Annotated in this window: 19 protein-coding genes; 15 read left to right on the forward strand and 4 right to left on the reverse strand. The window is 53.5% G+C overall.

Translation table 11 applies throughout. The features are described from left to right. From ABH899_RS09130 to ABH899_RS09180, 11 genes are all read left to right on the forward strand, one after another. Positions 1-417, forward strand: coding sequence for a phage baseplate assembly protein V (locus ABH899_RS09130; RefSeq protein ID WP_369995697.1), 417 nt, complete (start codon positions 1-3; stop codon positions 415-417). Further along, positions 414-803 (forward strand): phage tail protein, encoded by a 390-nt coding sequence (locus tag ABH899_RS09135; RefSeq protein ID WP_042228236.1) that lies wholly within the window; start codon positions 414-416, stop codon positions 801-803. The genes ABH899_RS09130 and ABH899_RS09135 overlap by 4 nt, the downstream gene beginning before the upstream one ends. Then, positions 800-1132, forward strand: a complete 333-nt coding sequence (locus ABH899_RS09140) for a GPW/gp25 family protein (RefSeq protein ID WP_369995698.1) — start codon at positions 800-802, stop codon at positions 1130-1132. Before ABH899_RS09135 ends, ABH899_RS09140 begins: the two co-directional genes overlap by 4 nt. Beyond that, positions 1132-2256 carry a baseplate assembly protein gene (locus ABH899_RS09145; protein ID WP_369995700.1) on the forward strand — a complete coding sequence of 375 codons (1125 nt, stop codon included), beginning with the start codon at positions 1132-1134 and terminating at the stop codon, positions 2254-2256. Before ABH899_RS09140 ends, ABH899_RS09145 begins: the two co-directional genes overlap by 1 nt. Next, positions 2249-2812: a phage tail protein I gene (locus ABH899_RS09150; RefSeq protein ID WP_369995701.1), complete on the forward strand. Its 564-nt coding sequence runs from the start codon at positions 2249-2251 to the stop codon at positions 2810-2812. The genes ABH899_RS09145 and ABH899_RS09150 overlap by 8 nt, the downstream gene beginning before the upstream one ends. Then, the gene (locus tag ABH899_RS09155) at positions 2812-5271 is read left to right on the forward strand and encodes a phage tail-collar fiber domain-containing protein (RefSeq protein ID WP_369995702.1); all 2460 of its coding nucleotides are present in this window, start codon (positions 2812-2814) and stop codon (positions 5269-5271) included. The genes ABH899_RS09150 and ABH899_RS09155 overlap by 1 nt, the downstream gene beginning before the upstream one ends. 20 nt (positions 5272-5291) lie before the next feature. Further along, a complete protein-coding gene (locus ABH899_RS09160; protein ID WP_369995703.1) occupies positions 5292-5618 on the forward strand; it encodes a hypothetical protein in 327 nt (108 codons plus the stop codon). Positions 5619-5666: 48 nt separating this feature from the next. Next, positions 5667-5879: a hypothetical protein gene (locus tag ABH899_RS09165; protein ID WP_369995705.1), complete on the forward strand. Its 213-nt coding sequence runs from the start codon at positions 5667-5669 to the stop codon at positions 5877-5879. A 33-nt stretch (positions 5880-5912) separates the two neighbouring features. Continuing rightward, positions 5913-6314: a hypothetical protein gene (locus ABH899_RS09170; protein ID WP_218229922.1), complete on the forward strand. Its 402-nt coding sequence runs from the start codon at positions 5913-5915 to the stop codon at positions 6312-6314. A 68-nt stretch (positions 6315-6382) separates the two neighbouring features. Then, the gene (locus ABH899_RS09175) at positions 6383-7153 is read left to right on the forward strand and encodes an N-acetylmuramoyl-L-alanine amidase family protein (protein WP_369995706.1); all 771 of its coding nucleotides are present in this window, start codon (positions 6383-6385) and stop codon (positions 7151-7153) included. 243 nt (positions 7154-7396) lie between these two features. Next, a complete protein-coding gene (locus ABH899_RS09180) occupies positions 7397-7795 on the forward strand; it encodes a phage holin, LLH family (protein WP_369995707.1) in 399 nt (132 codons plus the stop codon). 382 nt (positions 7796-8177) lie between these two features. Here the strand turns inward: ABH899_RS09180 and ABH899_RS09185 are convergent, their stop codons facing one another. Beyond that, positions 8178-8606 (reverse strand): helix-turn-helix domain-containing protein, encoded by a 429-nt coding sequence (locus tag ABH899_RS09185; RefSeq protein WP_369995709.1) that lies wholly within the window; start codon positions 8604-8606, stop codon positions 8178-8180. A 240-nt stretch (positions 8607-8846) separates the two neighbouring features. Between ABH899_RS09185 and ABH899_RS09190 the strand changes: the two genes are divergently transcribed. Then, positions 8847-9320, forward strand: a complete 474-nt coding sequence (locus tag ABH899_RS09190; RefSeq protein ID WP_218229926.1) for an ArpU family phage packaging/lysis transcriptional regulator — start codon at positions 8847-8849, stop codon at positions 9318-9320. A 168-nt stretch (positions 9321-9488) separates the two neighbouring features. Here ABH899_RS09190 and ABH899_RS09195 read toward each other — a convergent pair whose 3' ends face one another. Together ABH899_RS09195 and ABH899_RS09200 are read right to left on the reverse strand one after the other, a co-directional pair. After that, positions 9489-10790, reverse strand: coding sequence for an MFS transporter (locus ABH899_RS09195; protein ID WP_369995710.1), 1302 nt, complete (start codon positions 10788-10790; stop codon positions 9489-9491). A gap of 13 nt (positions 10791-10803) precedes the next feature. Next, positions 10804-11268: a MarR family winged helix-turn-helix transcriptional regulator gene (locus tag ABH899_RS09200; RefSeq protein ID WP_369995712.1), complete on the reverse strand. Its 465-nt coding sequence runs from the start codon at positions 11266-11268 to the stop codon at positions 10804-10806. A gap of 173 nt (positions 11269-11441) precedes the next feature. Here ABH899_RS09200 and ABH899_RS09205 point away from each other — a divergent pair, with 173 nt between their 5' ends. The 3 genes from ABH899_RS09205 (at position 11442) to ABH899_RS09215 (ending at position 15371) form a co-directional block, all read left to right on the forward strand. Beyond that, a complete protein-coding gene (locus tag ABH899_RS09205; protein WP_369995713.1) occupies positions 11442-11975 on the forward strand; it encodes a hypothetical protein in 534 nt (177 codons plus the stop codon). Between the two features lie 554 nt (positions 11976-12529). Then, positions 12530-13969 (forward strand): amino acid permease, encoded by a 1440-nt coding sequence (locus ABH899_RS09210; RefSeq protein ID WP_369995714.1) that lies wholly within the window; start codon positions 12530-12532, stop codon positions 13967-13969. 217 nt (positions 13970-14186) lie between these two features. Further along, positions 14187-15371 (forward strand): anhydro-N-acetylmuramic acid kinase, encoded by a 1185-nt coding sequence (locus ABH899_RS09215; protein WP_369995716.1) that lies wholly within the window; start codon positions 14187-14189, stop codon positions 15369-15371. 324 nt (positions 15372-15695) lie between these two features. Here ABH899_RS09215 and ABH899_RS09220 read toward each other — a convergent pair whose 3' ends face one another. Further along, a complete protein-coding gene (locus tag ABH899_RS09220) occupies positions 15696-15854 on the reverse strand; it encodes a hypothetical protein (RefSeq protein ID WP_369995717.1) in 159 nt (52 codons plus the stop codon). Between the last annotated feature and the right edge of the window lie 99 nt (positions 15855-15953).

Consider the following 15953-nt stretch of genomic DNA (forward strand, 5'->3'; position numbering starts at 1 on the left):
ATGGCTTCAGAAAATCCTGTAATCCGGGCCGGCATCGTATCGAGCGTCCAGGCTTCCGAGGGGACCGTGAGGGTCACTTTTCCGGACCGGAATCATTACGTAACGGCCGATCTGCCAGTCGTCTCTCCCATGGGAGGATGGGCGCGGGGAAACAGCCTGCCGGCGGTCGGCGAGAATGTGCTTTGCGCCTTTGCGGGCAGCGGTCTTCAGGCGGGTTTCTGCCTGGGGACTTTTTTTACGGCCGGCAAAAGGCCTCCCGGCTTGCCGTCGCAGCGCGGCGTGTGGTTTGAAGACGGCAGCAGCGTCTATTACGACCGCCAGTCGGGTGTGCTCCATGTTAAACCCGCCGGCAGTGTGAAAATCGAGGGCGATCTGGTCGTGACCGGAACTTTAACGAGAGGCGGTGAGACGCTATGATCGGCACATTGGGTGATATCGTGTTTATTGCGACTGCCGATACGATACGGACCTTCGACGATTTTAAAAGAAGCAGCTCAAGCCGCTGGGCCAAACACGAAATTCTCGGCAAAAAAGCCAGAACGCAGTGGATCGGTCCGGGCCTGGACACGATCTCTTTTACGATGCGGTTCGACCTCCGATACGGGATTAACCCGCGCAAGGAGCTGGATAAGCTGGTAGAGACCGAACGTTCGGGCAAAGCGATGTCTCTCACTATAGGCGGCAAGGGGCTGGGCGTAGCCTTTTGGGTCATTACGTCTCTGGAGCAATCTTGGGATAAAGTCGATAACCGGGGCAATATTTTGCTCGCATCGGCTTCCGTTTCTTTGGAGGAATATGTATGAAAAAAGACTATACCGTTGATATGCGAGAGCCCGGCGGGTTTTATTTCGGTCCTATGAGCGAAGCGGAAGAGGTCATCCAGAACTTGCGGACGATTCTGAGCCTTCCTGCGGGCTCGGCTCCTTTTTCCAGAAATATGGGAATTCCGTTCGAAGAACTTGACGAACCGATTCCCGTTGCGAAAGCCCGGATGGGCGGCAGCGTGATGACCGCGATTCTGGAACAGGAGCCGAGAGCTCTGGTGGAAGAAATTCGTTTTTACGAAGATGAAACGAGCGGAAGCGCAGGCAGGCTTATCCCTGTCGTCCGCTTTAGGCTGAGAGAGGGGTGATGAGTTTGAACGAAGGCGCTTTTCAGTTCATACAGGAGGATGCGGCGGAAACGATTCAGGAAATTCTGGCCGTGCATGAGGCGATTACGGGCCGTAAGCTGTTTCCGGCGGACCCCGAACGCCTTTTTTTGATGTCGCTGGCGAATATGATCGTGCATCAGCGCGTGCTGATCAACCAGACGGCGAGGCAAAATCTGCTTAGATATGCTAGGGGAAATCTGCTCGATCATATGGGTGAAATGACCGAAACGAAGCGGCTTCAAGCGGCTGCTGCCGTTACGACTGTAGAGTTTACGCTGTCCATGCCGCTCAATTCGGCCACGCTGATTCCGAAAGGGACCCGGATCGGGCCCCAGGGCGGCGGTGGTGCCCTTTATTTCGTGACGACAGAAGTCGTCGAAATTGCGCCGGGACAGCTGAAGGCATCCGTATCCGCGGAGTGCGCGGTACCGGGAGCGGCCGGCAACGGGTTTTTGCCGGGGATATTGAACGTCCTCGTGGATCCGGTTCCGTTTGTCATCAGCGTCCGGAATACGACGGAGTCTTCGGGAGGTTCCGAGACCGAGTCGGACGACGCGTACCGCGAACGAATCCGAACTGCTCCGGAGTCGTTTTCGACGGCTGGTCCGGAAGGCGCGTACGAATACTGGGCGAAATCGGCGAACCCCGCCATTGTGGATGTGGGGGTTGAGTCTCCCGCCGAAGGCGAGGTTGTCGTGCTGCCGCTTCTGCGTGGAGGCGAGCTGCCGACGGCCGATATTCTCGATGCGGTAAAAGAGGCCGTCAATGACCGGCGGGTCAGGCCTTTGACCGATCATGTCACCGTGCAGGCTCCGGAAACGGTGCCTTACGACATCGGCCTGACCTATTGGGTCAGCCGCAGCCGGGCAGCCGATTCGGCCGCGATTCAAGCGGCCGTCGCTGGTGCGGTCGAGGGGTACCGGCTCTGGCAGAAATCCAGGCTAGGCCGGGACATTAACCCTTCCGAGCTGATCGGCCGCGTGATGGCGGCGGGAGCTCTGCGCGTGAGTGTCGCCAGCCCGGCGTACACGGAGCTATCCGCCCTTAAAGTCGCTCAGGATGGCAAGGTGAATATCGTATACGGAGGGCTTGCCGATGATTGAGCTCAAACACGCAAGCCTGCTGGACATTTTGCCGCCGAATTTGAAGAGAGACGAGACCGTAAGGGCGGCGGCTCTCTCCTTGGACGGGCAGTTGCGGCAGCTTAGCGAAGACATCGGACATTTGACGTACTACGACCGTATGGACAAGCTGACCGAGGAAGAGGCGGACGAGCTGGCGTGGCAGTTTCACGTCGATTTCTACGAGCCGGAGCTTCCTCTGGAGCAAAAGCGTGAGCTCGTCCGGAACGCTTTCCGCTGGCACAAACGCAAAGGGACACCTTCCGCGGTGGAAGAGCTGGTCGCCGCGCTTTTCGGCGAAGGCAAAGTCGAGGAATGGTTTGAATACGGCGGCCAGCCTTTCCGTTTCCGGGTCATCACGAACAATCCGGAAGTGACGCAGGAAAGAGCGCGCGAGTTTTACCGGGCAGTTGAGTCCGTTAAGCGGCTCAGCGCCCGGCTCGAGCGCGTAATTTTATCCCAGACGGAAGAAATGCCTCTGTATGTCGGGGGCGTTTTTCATATGGGCGAAAAAATGACAATTAGGCAGGTGGGATAATGGGAGCCTTTGGCGGATTTGTATTGACGAACAAAGGGCGAAATTTGCAGGCCAAAGCCCAGACGGGCGTAACGCTGAACTATACCCGGATGGGAGTAGGGGACGGGCAGCTTGGCGGGCAGTCCATTCCGGTGTTGACGAAACTGATCGGCGAAAAGAAATCTTTGGCGATTTCCAAGCTGAAAATTCAGACGCAGGGCCGTGCGGTCATTGGAGCCGTTCTGTCCAATCAGGATGTGACAACGGGCTTTTATTTCCGGGAAATCGGCATCTATGCGCAAGACCCGGACGAGGGAGAAATTCTGTACTGCTACGGCAATGCCGGTACCAATGCAGAATACATTCCGCCTGTGGGCGGCGCGGACATCATCGAGAAGTCCATCGACGCGATTGTAGTTGTGGGAAATGCGGCGAATGTGACGGCCACGATAGACAGCTCTCTTATTTATGCTACTCAAGGCGACCTTCTAGATGCTGAGGAAAGGTCGAAGAAATACACCGATGAACAAATTGCGGCTGTCGACATAACCATTACGGGTGAGGAAATTTTAACCGAATTGAAAAAGGTAGACGGCGCCGGGAGCGGGCTTGACGCCGATCTGCTGCAGGGTAAATCGTCCTCCGCTTTTCTTGAGAAAGCAACGGGAGGGACGATCAAAGGTCCGGTTGTGGTCGACACAACTAACCAAACGGGGAAACAGCTGTCTGTCAATGCGTGGGGGGATTTAAGCGCCAGCAGCGGGGGACAGACCGTTTGGGGGAATAACTGTTACGTGGATCAGGGCGGGAAGCATCGTTTCTCCAATACTCACCAAACTATCGGTGCTTCGGGCATGCGGCTGAATTATGGAAGTATCGAGTATTTTGATACCGGCCGGATAGCCACAACTGCAGGGGCTGAGTTTACTCCGGTATGGAAAACGTTTATGCCATCCGTATCCAGCGGCGGCGTTAGCGAATTTTTAAAAGGGAAATTTACTGCCGATGGCGATGCACTTTCTCTTTATGGCGTCGGTCATGTATACCAGGCTTTATATCCCGAGGGTGCTTCTAAAGGAAGAAAGGGATATGTCGGATACCCGGGCGCGGGCCTCCATAGTCTGCATATCGTCAACGAATATACGGATGGCGGCATTAATTTAGTCACCCAGCAAGGACAGATGGCTAAATGGAACGGCGATGAACTGTTGACGAGGAAGACAACAGTGATCAGTGGAACAGACCTCAATAATATCAAACAAACCGGTTTTTATAATGGTGAAGGCTGTCCGAATGCGCCTGGTGCAGGATGGTATTACTATGAGGTAATTTCACACACCCATGATACGAATTGGGTGAAGCAGACAGCCCATGACTTCAATACGGACAAAGTGTTTGTCCGAAGAGGGCAATCGAATGCCGGCGTAACGACCTGGTATCCATGGCGGCAAGTTGTAACAAATGAAACCGTTCGAGTAAATGGCGGGAAACTTGAGTATTGGAATGGGAGCGAATGGAAACCTGCCGGTCTGGGTGGAGCGGAGGGAGTGCCGGTTGGATTTGCAGCAAGTTCTACGACTTGGAGTAATTTGGTGTCTTGCAGAGAGGGGGTCCATAGTTTTTTCCCTTATAAGGATAAGCTGTATTGTTTAGATTCAAAAGGACTGAATAAAATCGAGCTATCCGATATGAATCTCCTTAAAACAATTGTGCCCGACTTTAATCCGACTCACATTGCTGTTTATAAGGATAGAGTATATGCCTATTCTTATTACAACAACTATACCGTCGGTGTTTATGATCTGGATTTGAATTTGATTTTCAGGAAAGATATCGGGAAATTTTTCAGAGATATTGCTGTAGGGAACGATGCCTTTTACGGGGTCGAAAACAATTGTGCAATCTCTTACTATGATCTGAATTTGAATCTTGTAAGAACAACCCCGGGCGGTGCGTATGATACGTTCAAGAACAAGATGATGATCGGATCAAACGGGCGGGTATATTTTGATTACTATGGGTCGAATGTAAGTCCATATCAATATTATTTGCGTGTATTGGACGCTCAACTTAATAATGTCACTTTTTATGGCTTAGGCGTATACGATACGGATTATACCGTGACGCCTAAAGGAACGGTGGCTTACATCTACAAGGACAGCTCTTGGTCGGACAAGCCTGTATACGTTGGTTATGTGAGACCGGATGGAACCTCATATTCCTATAACTCCGGAACTAATATGATTAAAAATATTGGAGCTGGAGCAGTTTCCGGATTTTACATGTTTAAGGGAAATACGCTTGATTTGTTTTCGGAAGCAGGTGTTTCTTTAGTAAGCACTAGTTATTCGGTCCCCAGTATATGGGATTATACTTCGATTGTTTCCGACTCACTTGGCGGAGCTTTAGTTCAAAGAAGAATAAATGGCGATTATTACCTATATCGGGTTATGACCCGGATCAAATTCGAACAACCATAAAAAATAACGAGGTGGAATATATGAAAGTATTTGTTAAATATACTTCTGAGGCTGAAGATAGAGCTCGTGTATCGCTTATAGATTATCGTCCCGACTTGTTGACGGAAGAGGAACTACAAGATGGTTTAGTTATTGATTATGAGGAAGCTAAAGATGTTCCCGCAGGAAAGGCAGCGATACTGTACGTGAATCCGTTGACCGGACTAGCCTGGTACGAACTCGAAGACAGGCCGCTTTCCCAAGAAGAATTGATCCGGTTATTGCAAAAAGAGTTGGAAGAAGCAAAGGCTAATGCTGCTCGTATAGCTGACATCGAATTAGCTCTTGCTGAATTGTTTTCCGCATAAAGGAGGGGCCGTATGGCCCCTTTCATACTAATTTAAGGAGGCAGCGTCATGCTAATGAACGACTTTAAAATTCGTATTTTTGCGAATGCCTGTATCACTAGGTATAACAACAATGAAGGTTCAATTGAAAATATTGTAGGCAGTTACAATTTAATACCGGAGGATAAAAAAAGTATTCTTGAGTACGTATATTTTAAGCGTCCCGACATTAATCAGGAAAATCAAGACCTTTCTCATCCCGAACACCAAACCGGCAGGTAATCAGCCTGCCTATGACGGGAGGTGACGATAACGATGGCCATCGCCCCTGAAAACTTTGGCGAGCATCTCGCAAGGCTGAACATGGAAAGCCGGCAATTCCGCGCGGATATCGAAGAGCTGAAGAGATGCGAGCAAAAAAACGAAGCCGATATCCGGCAGCTTTACGCCGGCCAGGCCAGGACAGAGACCCTGGTCGGGCAGGTGCTGACGAGATTCGACGGCTTCGAAACGAGAATGTTCAACGTGTTTCAGCAGATGACCAGAGACAACGCCGAACTGCTCCAGCAGGTAACGCGGGACGGCAGCTCTGAACGCCTGGAAGGACAGAAAGAACGGACGAGCGCACAGCTGGCCTGGATGAGCTTCTCAAAATATGTGATTGCGGTTACGATCGCGGCCGTGATCGCGTATCTGTTCAGCTTCATCCCGTTCTGATTGCCCGCACAATGCTCTCGGCTTAACGGCTGAGGGCTTTTTCTATTTTTGCAAGGAGGTTATGACCGATGAAAAAACCTGTAATCGTCCTGGACCCCGGACACGGGATGAACGACCCGGGCGCAATCGGCAGCGGATTAATGGAAAAAGAACTCACGCTGAAAATCGCGTCCCGGATCGCGAACAAACTTCGAGGGATGGCGGACGTCCGCATGACACGTACGGATGATACGGCTTTCGATACGGACAAGTCCGCCGATCTGAAAGCAAGATGCGCGTTCGCCAACCGGCTGCAAGCCGATTATTTCGTTTCGGTCCACATCAACGCGGGGGGAGGAACCGGATTTGAATCCTATGTGTACAGCGGGACAGCCGCAGGTTCCCGGACGGAAATCCTCCGCTCCGTGGTTCACGCCAAGGTGGCGGCGGCTTTTGCCAAATACGGGCTGCAGGACCGCGGCCGGAAGTCCGGTGATCTTGCGGTGCTTCGCCAGACTGCCATGCCGGCGGTTTTGCTCGAATACGGGTTTATCGACCGGGCAGCGGATGCCTCGCTTTTGAAAAACGAGGCGTTTCTGGATCAGCTGGCCGCATCGACGGCGGAAGGTCTGGCCGAGGCTTTTTCGCTGGGACCGGTATCCGTGTCCCCGGACAAATCTCGGCCACAGGCACAGCCCGATTCTTCCAAAGCGCTGGAAGCGGCAATCGCCAAGCTTCACGAACACGGAGTAATCGATTCACCCGCGTACTGGAACAACGCAATGACCAACGGACAGATGCCGGACACCGAGTACACGGCCCTGCTTATCCGTCGGATGGCCGATAAACTGCGCGGCTGATCGGTCACGAGCAGTGAACCGGAGCAACTTTCGGCAGCCTGTCCGCCTTTTCCGCATAATCCACACGCTGAAAAGCCTTCACATAATGGGGGTCAACCCATGGACCCGAAATACGACGCGCGGTGCCCGATATCACATGACGGCGGACCCCCGATCGGTTTTGTCATCCGCGGAAAGCTTCCGGCGGACATTGTTTGACGTTTTTGATAGCTTCAACTACGGACTTAAAGGAGGAATTCACCTATGGCACAGCAGCTGACGGATTTGCTGACACCGGTCATTCTGGCGCTCGTCACGGCCTTGGCCGGTGTCTTGACCGTACTGATTCACGCGGCTAAAACGTCGCTAATCGCCTGGCTTCAGGCTCGCACGAATGCCGCCCAGCAGGAAATCATCATGACAGTGGCATCGGAAGCGATGGCTTTTGCGGAAACGCAGGGCCTGCTCTTAAAAGGACAGGAGAAAATGAACGCGGCCATCGTATATGCGGCCAATGAACTTCAAACAAGAGGACTGAACGTAACGCCGGACAAGCTTCTCGCGGCTATTCAGAAAGCCTGGATGGAATACAACCCCGCTCAAAATAAGGCGCATAAAGCTTTGGAAATGCAGGAATCCGACACGACACAGGCAGCCGGTTAATGTCCGTATAATATAGCAGGAACCGTTTCATGATACCGATACCCCTTTCAACCGAATCCGGTTGGGAGGGATTTTTTTGTTTTCCGGGAATGTTTTTGCAGGATATTTTCTGAGAGCTAGTCGTGTCAGTTAAAAATCAAAAAACGAGGGAATGGAAGGGATAGAAACTGAGAAGCCTAAATGATAGGGGAAAATTGGTTTTGTGCACATAAAATACGAACTTACGTTCCTATTTAGAGGCGTTTTGTGGTATAATAAATGTACATCTCATACGGATCTCTACCATCATCTTGGAGGTGACAACCTATCGCACCCGTGAAAGTAGACCTGAAATCATTGGCGGTCATACTTGGCATCGAGCTGAAAACCTTGATTAAGGTCGCTACTTATTCTGGCGCAGCGTGCGGACAAAAGCGATTATGTTCTTCGTCTCCGACTTCGAAAGCTCCCGACCGTCAAGTTCCAGACTGAAATGGTTCAGCAATTCTTCATCCGACAGTTCGATTTTGTCGACAAACTCCTTCTCGTTGCGATGCGGGTCGGAGTTTTTGGATTGGCCGCGGGTTTCTTTTCTTTCCGTTTCGTCAGGGGAACTCTCGTGGGATGGAAGATCCGAAAGACCGAGCAAATAATCCGTCGTGACCTGCAAAACTTCGGCAATCCGGGCGACCATATCCGCGGACGGATTTTTAATGCTGCCGTTCAGTAAAGTGCTCATCGTGGAATGCGGAATTCCGGCCCTCTGAGCGAGTTTATATTGGGTAAGGCCCTGTTCTTTCATTAATCCTTTTATAGTATCGACAAGTGTCATGAGATTCACCCTCTATCTATTCCAGAATACTGTAATAGTAGTTAAAAAACTAAGAATAGTCAAGAAAACAAGAGCTTTTTAAAGAGAACACATGTTCGCATTACATAATCAAACTATTACCATATTATGAAATAACGTTATATTGTAATATACTTAAGATAAGAAAAAGAAAGCCCCAACGACAATCCATGAAGCTTGCCGCAAGAGGAGATTTATTCTATGAAGGAGGGCTTACCGCCTATGAAAACGAGTATCGAGATGCCGGAACTTGACCGGAAAAAGACGAAAACAGCCGTTGAGGGAGCGCTGCTCAAATACCGGATGTATAAAACGATTACCTTCGAAGAAAGAACGGCGACGATTACTTCAAGCTATACGGAAAAATTTCACGGGCCGACGAACGTCACAAGCGATCAGACGGCGAGTATAGCGATTTATAACGTGGAAGAGCCGGAACGCCGGCGCCGCTACTGCGAAAGAATCGAGATGGCGGTAAGCCGTCTTCACCCGAAAGAAAGGCTGCTGATTGAAGAGCGGTATATGAAGGACGATTATGTGAAAGATTACGCCGTTTACAATCATAGTTTCGATCCGCCGATCAGTGCGGTTACCTATTCGTCCATCCGCTGGAAAGCTTTTTATAAATTAGCGCTTATGCTCTCGCTCGGGGTGCCGGGGCCGGCCGGGCAGCAGCGTGAAGGGGCTACGGGCTAGACGTTAGGCAAGCATGTCAGCCGCGGCCTACTGTGCGGCCAAGACAGAATCAAGCGCAGGCTGCGCAGCCAAAAAAGGCACGGAATTCACCGCATGCAAGCAGGTGATTCCGTGCCGGGATTACAAAGGAAAGCCGGGCGTATGTCTCGTTCCGGTTCAAGGCGCCGCTCAAGAGGAAATTTCCATCTCCGACACAGCCGGAACGGCGGAAGAGCCGGGATTCCGGCGGCGCGTCAACAGATAGACGCCGTACACAAGCAGGAACAGCACCATCACTCCGGCGGCATAGCGGTACATCACCGCATAGCTGGTGCCGGAGGCGACGAGGCCGAGCAGCATGGAGCCGACAGCCACTCCGAAATCGATGGAGTTGTAGAACAGGCTGTTCGTCGTCCCGTGCTGCTCCGGCGGAGTTTCGCGGAGCATCCAGGCCTGGGTCGTCGGCTGAAGAGCACCGAAGCCGAGACCGTAGAGCAGGGCCGAGACGATCAGCACCGGCATCGTTGTCGCCACGGACAGAACGAGCAGGCTCGCGATCAGAATGAGGGCGCCTGGAATGAGAATCGCGGCGTGGCCCTTGCTGTCGAACAGGCGGCCGGAGATCGGGCGGACAACGAGAACGGTGATCGCGTTGAACAGGAAGAACAGCCCGATCTGTTCCAGATGCACTTCCTTGCCGTACAAGGCGATGAAGCTGAGCAGGCCGCCGTACGTCACCGACAGCAGTGCGTTGAGCAGGGCCGGCAGCAGCAGCTTCTTATTGAAGCCGCTGCGCTTCGCGGCTCCGCCGGAGGGGCCTGCCGCCTGACCGCTAGCCGCTTTACCGGCTGGCGAAGCCGCCGCTGCCGCCGGCTGAGGCGGAATGCTCCGCGATCCGAGCAGCAGAGGCACGATCAGGGCGGCCGCCGCCGTGCCCATGGCGGTCAGCGGGCCGAAGCCGTAGCTGCCGATCATCGCGAGGCCGATGGTCGGCCCGACGGACATCGCCAGGCTGCTCGACAGCCCGAAGTACCCGACCCCTTCGCCGATTCTGCGGCGGGGGATGATCTGGGATACCAGCGTCGGCATGACCGTGCTGGCCATCCCGAAGCCGATGCCGAAGCAGACGCGCAGCGCCAGCAGCGCGCTCATGGAACCGGCAAACGAATAAGCCGCCGTCGATACGGCGGCGAATGCCACACCGCAGAACAGCAGCGTGTTACGGTGTACACGGCGCATCAAGGCAGCCGTTACGAACCGGGTGATAATCGCCGAAATGGCGAAGAGACTGGTTAAGAGGCTCAACGTGAAATCGCCCGAATGAAACCGGTCCTTCGCGTAGGTGGGGAAGGGCGACAGCAGCATTTGCAGGCAGAGAAACAGAAGAAAATAGCAAAACGTAAGCATAATAAACGATTTCGTCCAGAGCGGTTCACTTTTCCCCGCATCCGGATGGTGAAGCAGTTCCAGCTGTTCTGGATGTTTAGACATGATGCAGACACTCCTATTCGCTTTCTGATGTCAAAGTAAGGTTGTCGATAATCCCGTGCAAAAAAGTAATGAGCTGGTCGTACTGCTCCTGAGACAAGCCCGCGGCGGCATCCCGGTTGGTCTGCTGCTCAATGGAAATCGTTTCCTCGATCAGGGAGCGGCCTTTGTCCGTCATATAAATATGAAAAGAACGCCGGTCGCCCTGCCCGACCTGCTTCCTTATAAATTGCTTCGCCTCCAGCGAATCCAAAATGCGTGTCGTCGTCGGCTTGTCTTTGCCCGCCCTGGCGGCGATGTCCTTCTGGATGAGACCATCCTGCTCGTAGATCCGGTAGAGCACCGACCATTGTTCGGGCGTGATGTCGTACTCTTTCAGCCGCTGCGACAGGAAATTGGACATCTTCCGGTAAGCCACGCCCAGCAAAAAGCCCAAGGAATCGTTCAATCCGTTCTTGTATAAGATGGGTTCCGTTGTCATCTGATCCCTCCGCGCTAAAATGATTGTCTTAACAACTATATGTTAAACAACTATTGTTGTCAATGGAAAACAAGCCGCCGAAAGCCGGCAAAAGCAGCCTAGTCTTGTTGCACCGTATCCGCCTTTGCTATAATCAGGAAAACATGCAGAGTTGAAAGGGAGAGTGCTTGGAAGTGACTGTTCTTTTAATGTTCGGTCTGGTTCTTGTCCTTATCCAAATCATCCTTGTTAGAAGGATTACGTTCCGTCCGATTCCGTGGTTTGCCAGAATGGCCGCTTCGGCCAGACTGGAATCCCCCTACGCGTACGGAGGCTTTTTATTTATCGTGAACATGGTTATTTTCCTTGTCATGACGGCGCTTGTGGTGCTCACCATCATGATGAATGTCGCGTTTTCCCTGTTTTTATTTGCGGGCGCCGGCGTGTTTATCAGCTTTATGATCTGGATCCAGATGAGCATTTCGCGCGAGGGCACGAAGAAAGAGAAGAGGATCATCGGCGGGATCGGAAGCGCTTTTTACTGGGTGCTCACCGTCTGTCTTCTCCTGCAAATCTTCCTGCTGCCGCCTTCCGCTCCGGAACAAGATCCTTTCATGCAGTTTGTCGGGCTCCTGATGGGCGTCGTTATTTCCCTGACTGCGGCCGTATCCTGCTGGGTAACCGTTTACTTGGCGAAAGGCAAACCGGTTAACCCCATCACCCGGTAAACGACGAGCCGCTATGACCCTAATCCCTTTACGAATAAGGCCAAACTACCAATCATAATCACAATGAACCTGCCAAACTAACGGAATCTGACCTACGAACGTGCCCAACAAAACCTACAAACGGAACATGCACAACGGAACCTATGCAACACCTGGAACCTACAAAAATTTTCAACAGCCGTCTGCGAACATGCAGGCGGTTGTTTTTGGCTGCGGCCCCTGCCGGTTAAACGCCACGCAGCATCGGTATAAGGCCGACGGAACCGGCAGTTCTCTATGGATTAGGCGCTTACGGGGGATTCACACGGGTTGAAGATGAAACGGGGCATCCGCATGCGTCTTCGGTCGGCTTTGTCCCGGCTTTCGCTACACCTTAGCTACACCTTCGTTACGCCTCAGCCAGATCTTCCACCTCTCTATACCGGGCGCAGCACCCAACGTCGTAGCGCCGCATGACGGTCCAACCGGAAATCTCCTATCGGCATACAAAAGTTGCCCGGGGGGAACTCTTTTTAAAAGAACTTCATGGCTTAACTACAAAGGAGAGACTTCCCGTGGAAAAGAAGGAGACGGCCGGAGAAGACGAAAAGAAGCTGAAATGGTGGCAGCTCTCCCTGCTGGGAGTGGCGTTTACGATCGGAACCGGCTATTTCCTAGGCTCCAGTCTGGCGATTACGATCGGCGGTCCCGCCGTGCTGATCTCGTTCGTGCTGGCCGCATTCGGAACCTATCTGGTATTCGACGTGCTGGCGAGAATGACCGCTGCGGACCCCGTCAAAGGCTCTTTCCGTTCTTACGCCAAAAAAGCTTACGGCCGCTGGGCCGGTTTCAGCAGCGGGTGGGTGTACTGGAGCTCGGAGCTGCTCATCATGGGAAGTCAGCTGACGGCTTTGTCCCTGTTTTCCCGTTTCTGGTTTCCGGCGGTTCCCATGTGGGGATTTGCGGCGGGATACGGCGTGCTCGGGCTTGGGATTATTATGCTGGGCACAAAAGGATTCGAACGGATGGAAAATTTGTTTGCCATGATCAAAATTTCCGCCATCGTGATGTTTCTCGTCATTGCGGCGCTGGCCCTGTTCGGCATTATTCGCGGAAGCCGGTCGCCGACTTTTCCGGCAGAAGCTTCGACGCTGTTTCCCGCGGGGGCGACAGGCCTTTGGTCTTCGCTTATTTTCGCATTCTACGCATTTGGCGGCATCGAAATTATGGGGCTGATGGTCCTCAGGCTGCAGAAGCCGAAAGAAGCGCCGAAGGCGGGGAAAATCATGCTGCTGCTGCTCGCCGTCGTGTATGTCCTGTCGATCGGACTGGCGGTTACGCTTCTGCCCTGGAGCGTTTTCCATACGAAAGAAAGCCCGTTTGTGCTGGCGCTGAGCCATTACCGGCTGCCGTTTATCCCGCACGTTTTCAACGGGGTGCTTATTATTGCCGGTTTTTCCACGATGACGGCGTCGCTTTTCGCCGTGACCACCATGCTCGTAACGTTAGCGGAAGATAAGGATGCCCCCAAACTTTTCGCCCGCCGGTGGAAAAAAAATCTCCCGCTCTCGGCGCTCGGTCTAACGGCCTGCGGGATGGCGGCTTCGATCCTTCTGGCGCTGCTTATGCCCGAGGGCGTGTACGAACACATCACAACCGCCGCAGGACTGCTGCTCCTCTATAACTGGCTGTTTATTCTGATCACGGCGGGAAAACTGCTTCGTCTGAAGGCGCTGGGACAAGCGAAACGGATCACGGGCATCGCCCTTATTTTGCTTGCCGTCAGCGGGACGCTGGCGCACCACGGCAGCCGCCCGGGCTTCTATGTCAGTTTGGGTTTTATCGGCGTTATCGGATTGGTTACCTGGATGAGGATCCGTAAGTGGAACAAAGCCGGGGACAATTCGGGGCGGCAGGAACAAGCGGCTCCGGACGGCGAAGAGGAATGGGTGTTTACGCCCGCCCTTTCAATGCGTGAGAAGACGGATGTGTTTTTTCGCAAAAAGTCAAGATGAGAGAAAGTAAGCGGACACACGAAACATTCTTTGAAGCCGATTCATAGTAAGAAGCTGGACAGGTGATTGGAGCGGAGATGATGAAATAAAAGTTTATAAAATATAATTTCATTGAAAAAATATTTTCGCCCCTCTATAATGAAGCCAACTGGAACCCGTGCGGCCGGTTCCACATAGTTGTTCGGATGCACGGAGACGACACTTGGGAGGGGTAAACATGATACTCGGCATAAAGGAAGAGGAAGTAATCGCAATCGGGCTGATGTCCGGGACCTCGCTGGACGGGATCGATGCCGCGGTTGTGCGGATAAACGGAAGCGGGCTGGATACCCGGCTGGAGCTGCTGCATTTCCACAGCAGGCCTTACGACGACGCGCTGCGGGAAAAGCTGAAAGATCTTTGCTCCGTCGCCCGCTCGGACGTTGCGCTCGTCTGCGGAATGAACGTTTTCCTTGCCGAGTCTATGGCGGAAGCCGCGCTGGAGGCGGTGCGCGAAGCGGGTTTGACCATGGACCGCATCGGCTTCATCGCCTCTCACGGACAGACGGTCTGGCACATCCCCGAGGGTGATGCTGCCGATCCGTACCTCGTCCGCTCGACGCTCCAGCTCGGCGACCTGTCCGTCCTCGCCAAGCGGACGGGCGTCCCCGTCGTCGGCGACTTCCGTCCGGCCGACATGGCGGTCGGCGGACAGGGCGCGCCGCTGGTCCCTTATGGCGATCTCATCCTGTTCCGCCATGAAACGAAAGGCCGCCTGCTTCAGAATATAGGCGGCATCGGCAACTGCACGGTCCTGCCCCCTCAGGCGGGGCCGTCCGATGTGTTCGCTTTCGACACGGGGCCGGGCAACATGGTGATCGACCAGGTGGTCTATCAGCTGTCGGGCGGCCGGCATTCCTATGACGAAAGCGGCTCGTGGGCGGCGCAGGGACGTACGGATGAAGGGCTTGTCGCAGACGCCATGACGCATCCGTACTTCCGGGTAAAGCCGCCCAAATCAACCGGCCGCGAAGTGTTCGGCAAAGCGTACGCGGCCGATTTTATCGCGCGGGCGAAAGCCCTCGGACTGGCGGACGCGGACATCGTGGCGACGGCCACGGCGTTCACGGCCCGCACGATTGCCGAAGGCTGCCGGCGGTTCGTGTTTCCGCGCTGCCGCGTGGACGAGGTCATCGTTTCCGGCGGGGGCGCTCACAACCGGACGCTGCTGTCGATGCTCGCGGAGCTGCTGCCGGACCAGCATGTAACGACCTCGGGCGCGTTCGGTGTGCATGACGACGCCAAGGAAGCCGTCATTTTCGCGCTGCTCGGCAATGACTTCCTGCGCGGCATCCCCAACAATCTGCCCTCCGCAACGGGGGCGGCGCGTCCGACCGTGATGGGGAAGCTTGCGCTTCCGTAAAGATCCCGCTGTTTTTGCTTGGGCAAACCAGGCGGTTCACCCAAGCAGAGTTGTAAGAAAGCGAACCGGAGACGGTTGTTAGCCGTAGACGATTGTTAAAAAAGGCTTCTAAAGACGGGTGGAGGCACAGCCGATTATGGCGGTGTCTCTTTGTGCTTGCCGCATGAGGACATCCTCATCCGCCAAGCAGATCATTCACCGTTTAGAGCGTATTCTATACTAAGTTGCTCCGGAGACCATGAACTCCCGCCAAACAGCGCAAAGAGACCGCCGGTCGAACGGTTTCTTTTTTATGCTTTTAAAGTGGGGGGCGGGCTTTCGTGCTCACCGTTTTTCGATTTTGCTGTACATTTCCCCGCCCGTATCCTCTTTTTGGGCTGTTTCTTTGAGGAAAAGCGTACCCTGATGACCGAAAACAAGCTCCATCACAAGGACGGCCGGCAGGACGAAAATCGCTTTAAGAAGCCAGACCAGAAAATTCATAAGCACACCTCTCCAGGGAATAATTTTCTTTTAACCCTTTACGAGGACATTGTGAGTTAGTTTCACACATGAAAAATGTCATGACTGATTTCATTCTGT

It is taken from the genome of Paenibacillus sp. RC84 (assembly GCF_041260495.1).
Lineage (GTDB): Bacteria > Bacillota > Bacilli > Paenibacillales > NBRC-103111 > Paenibacillus_F.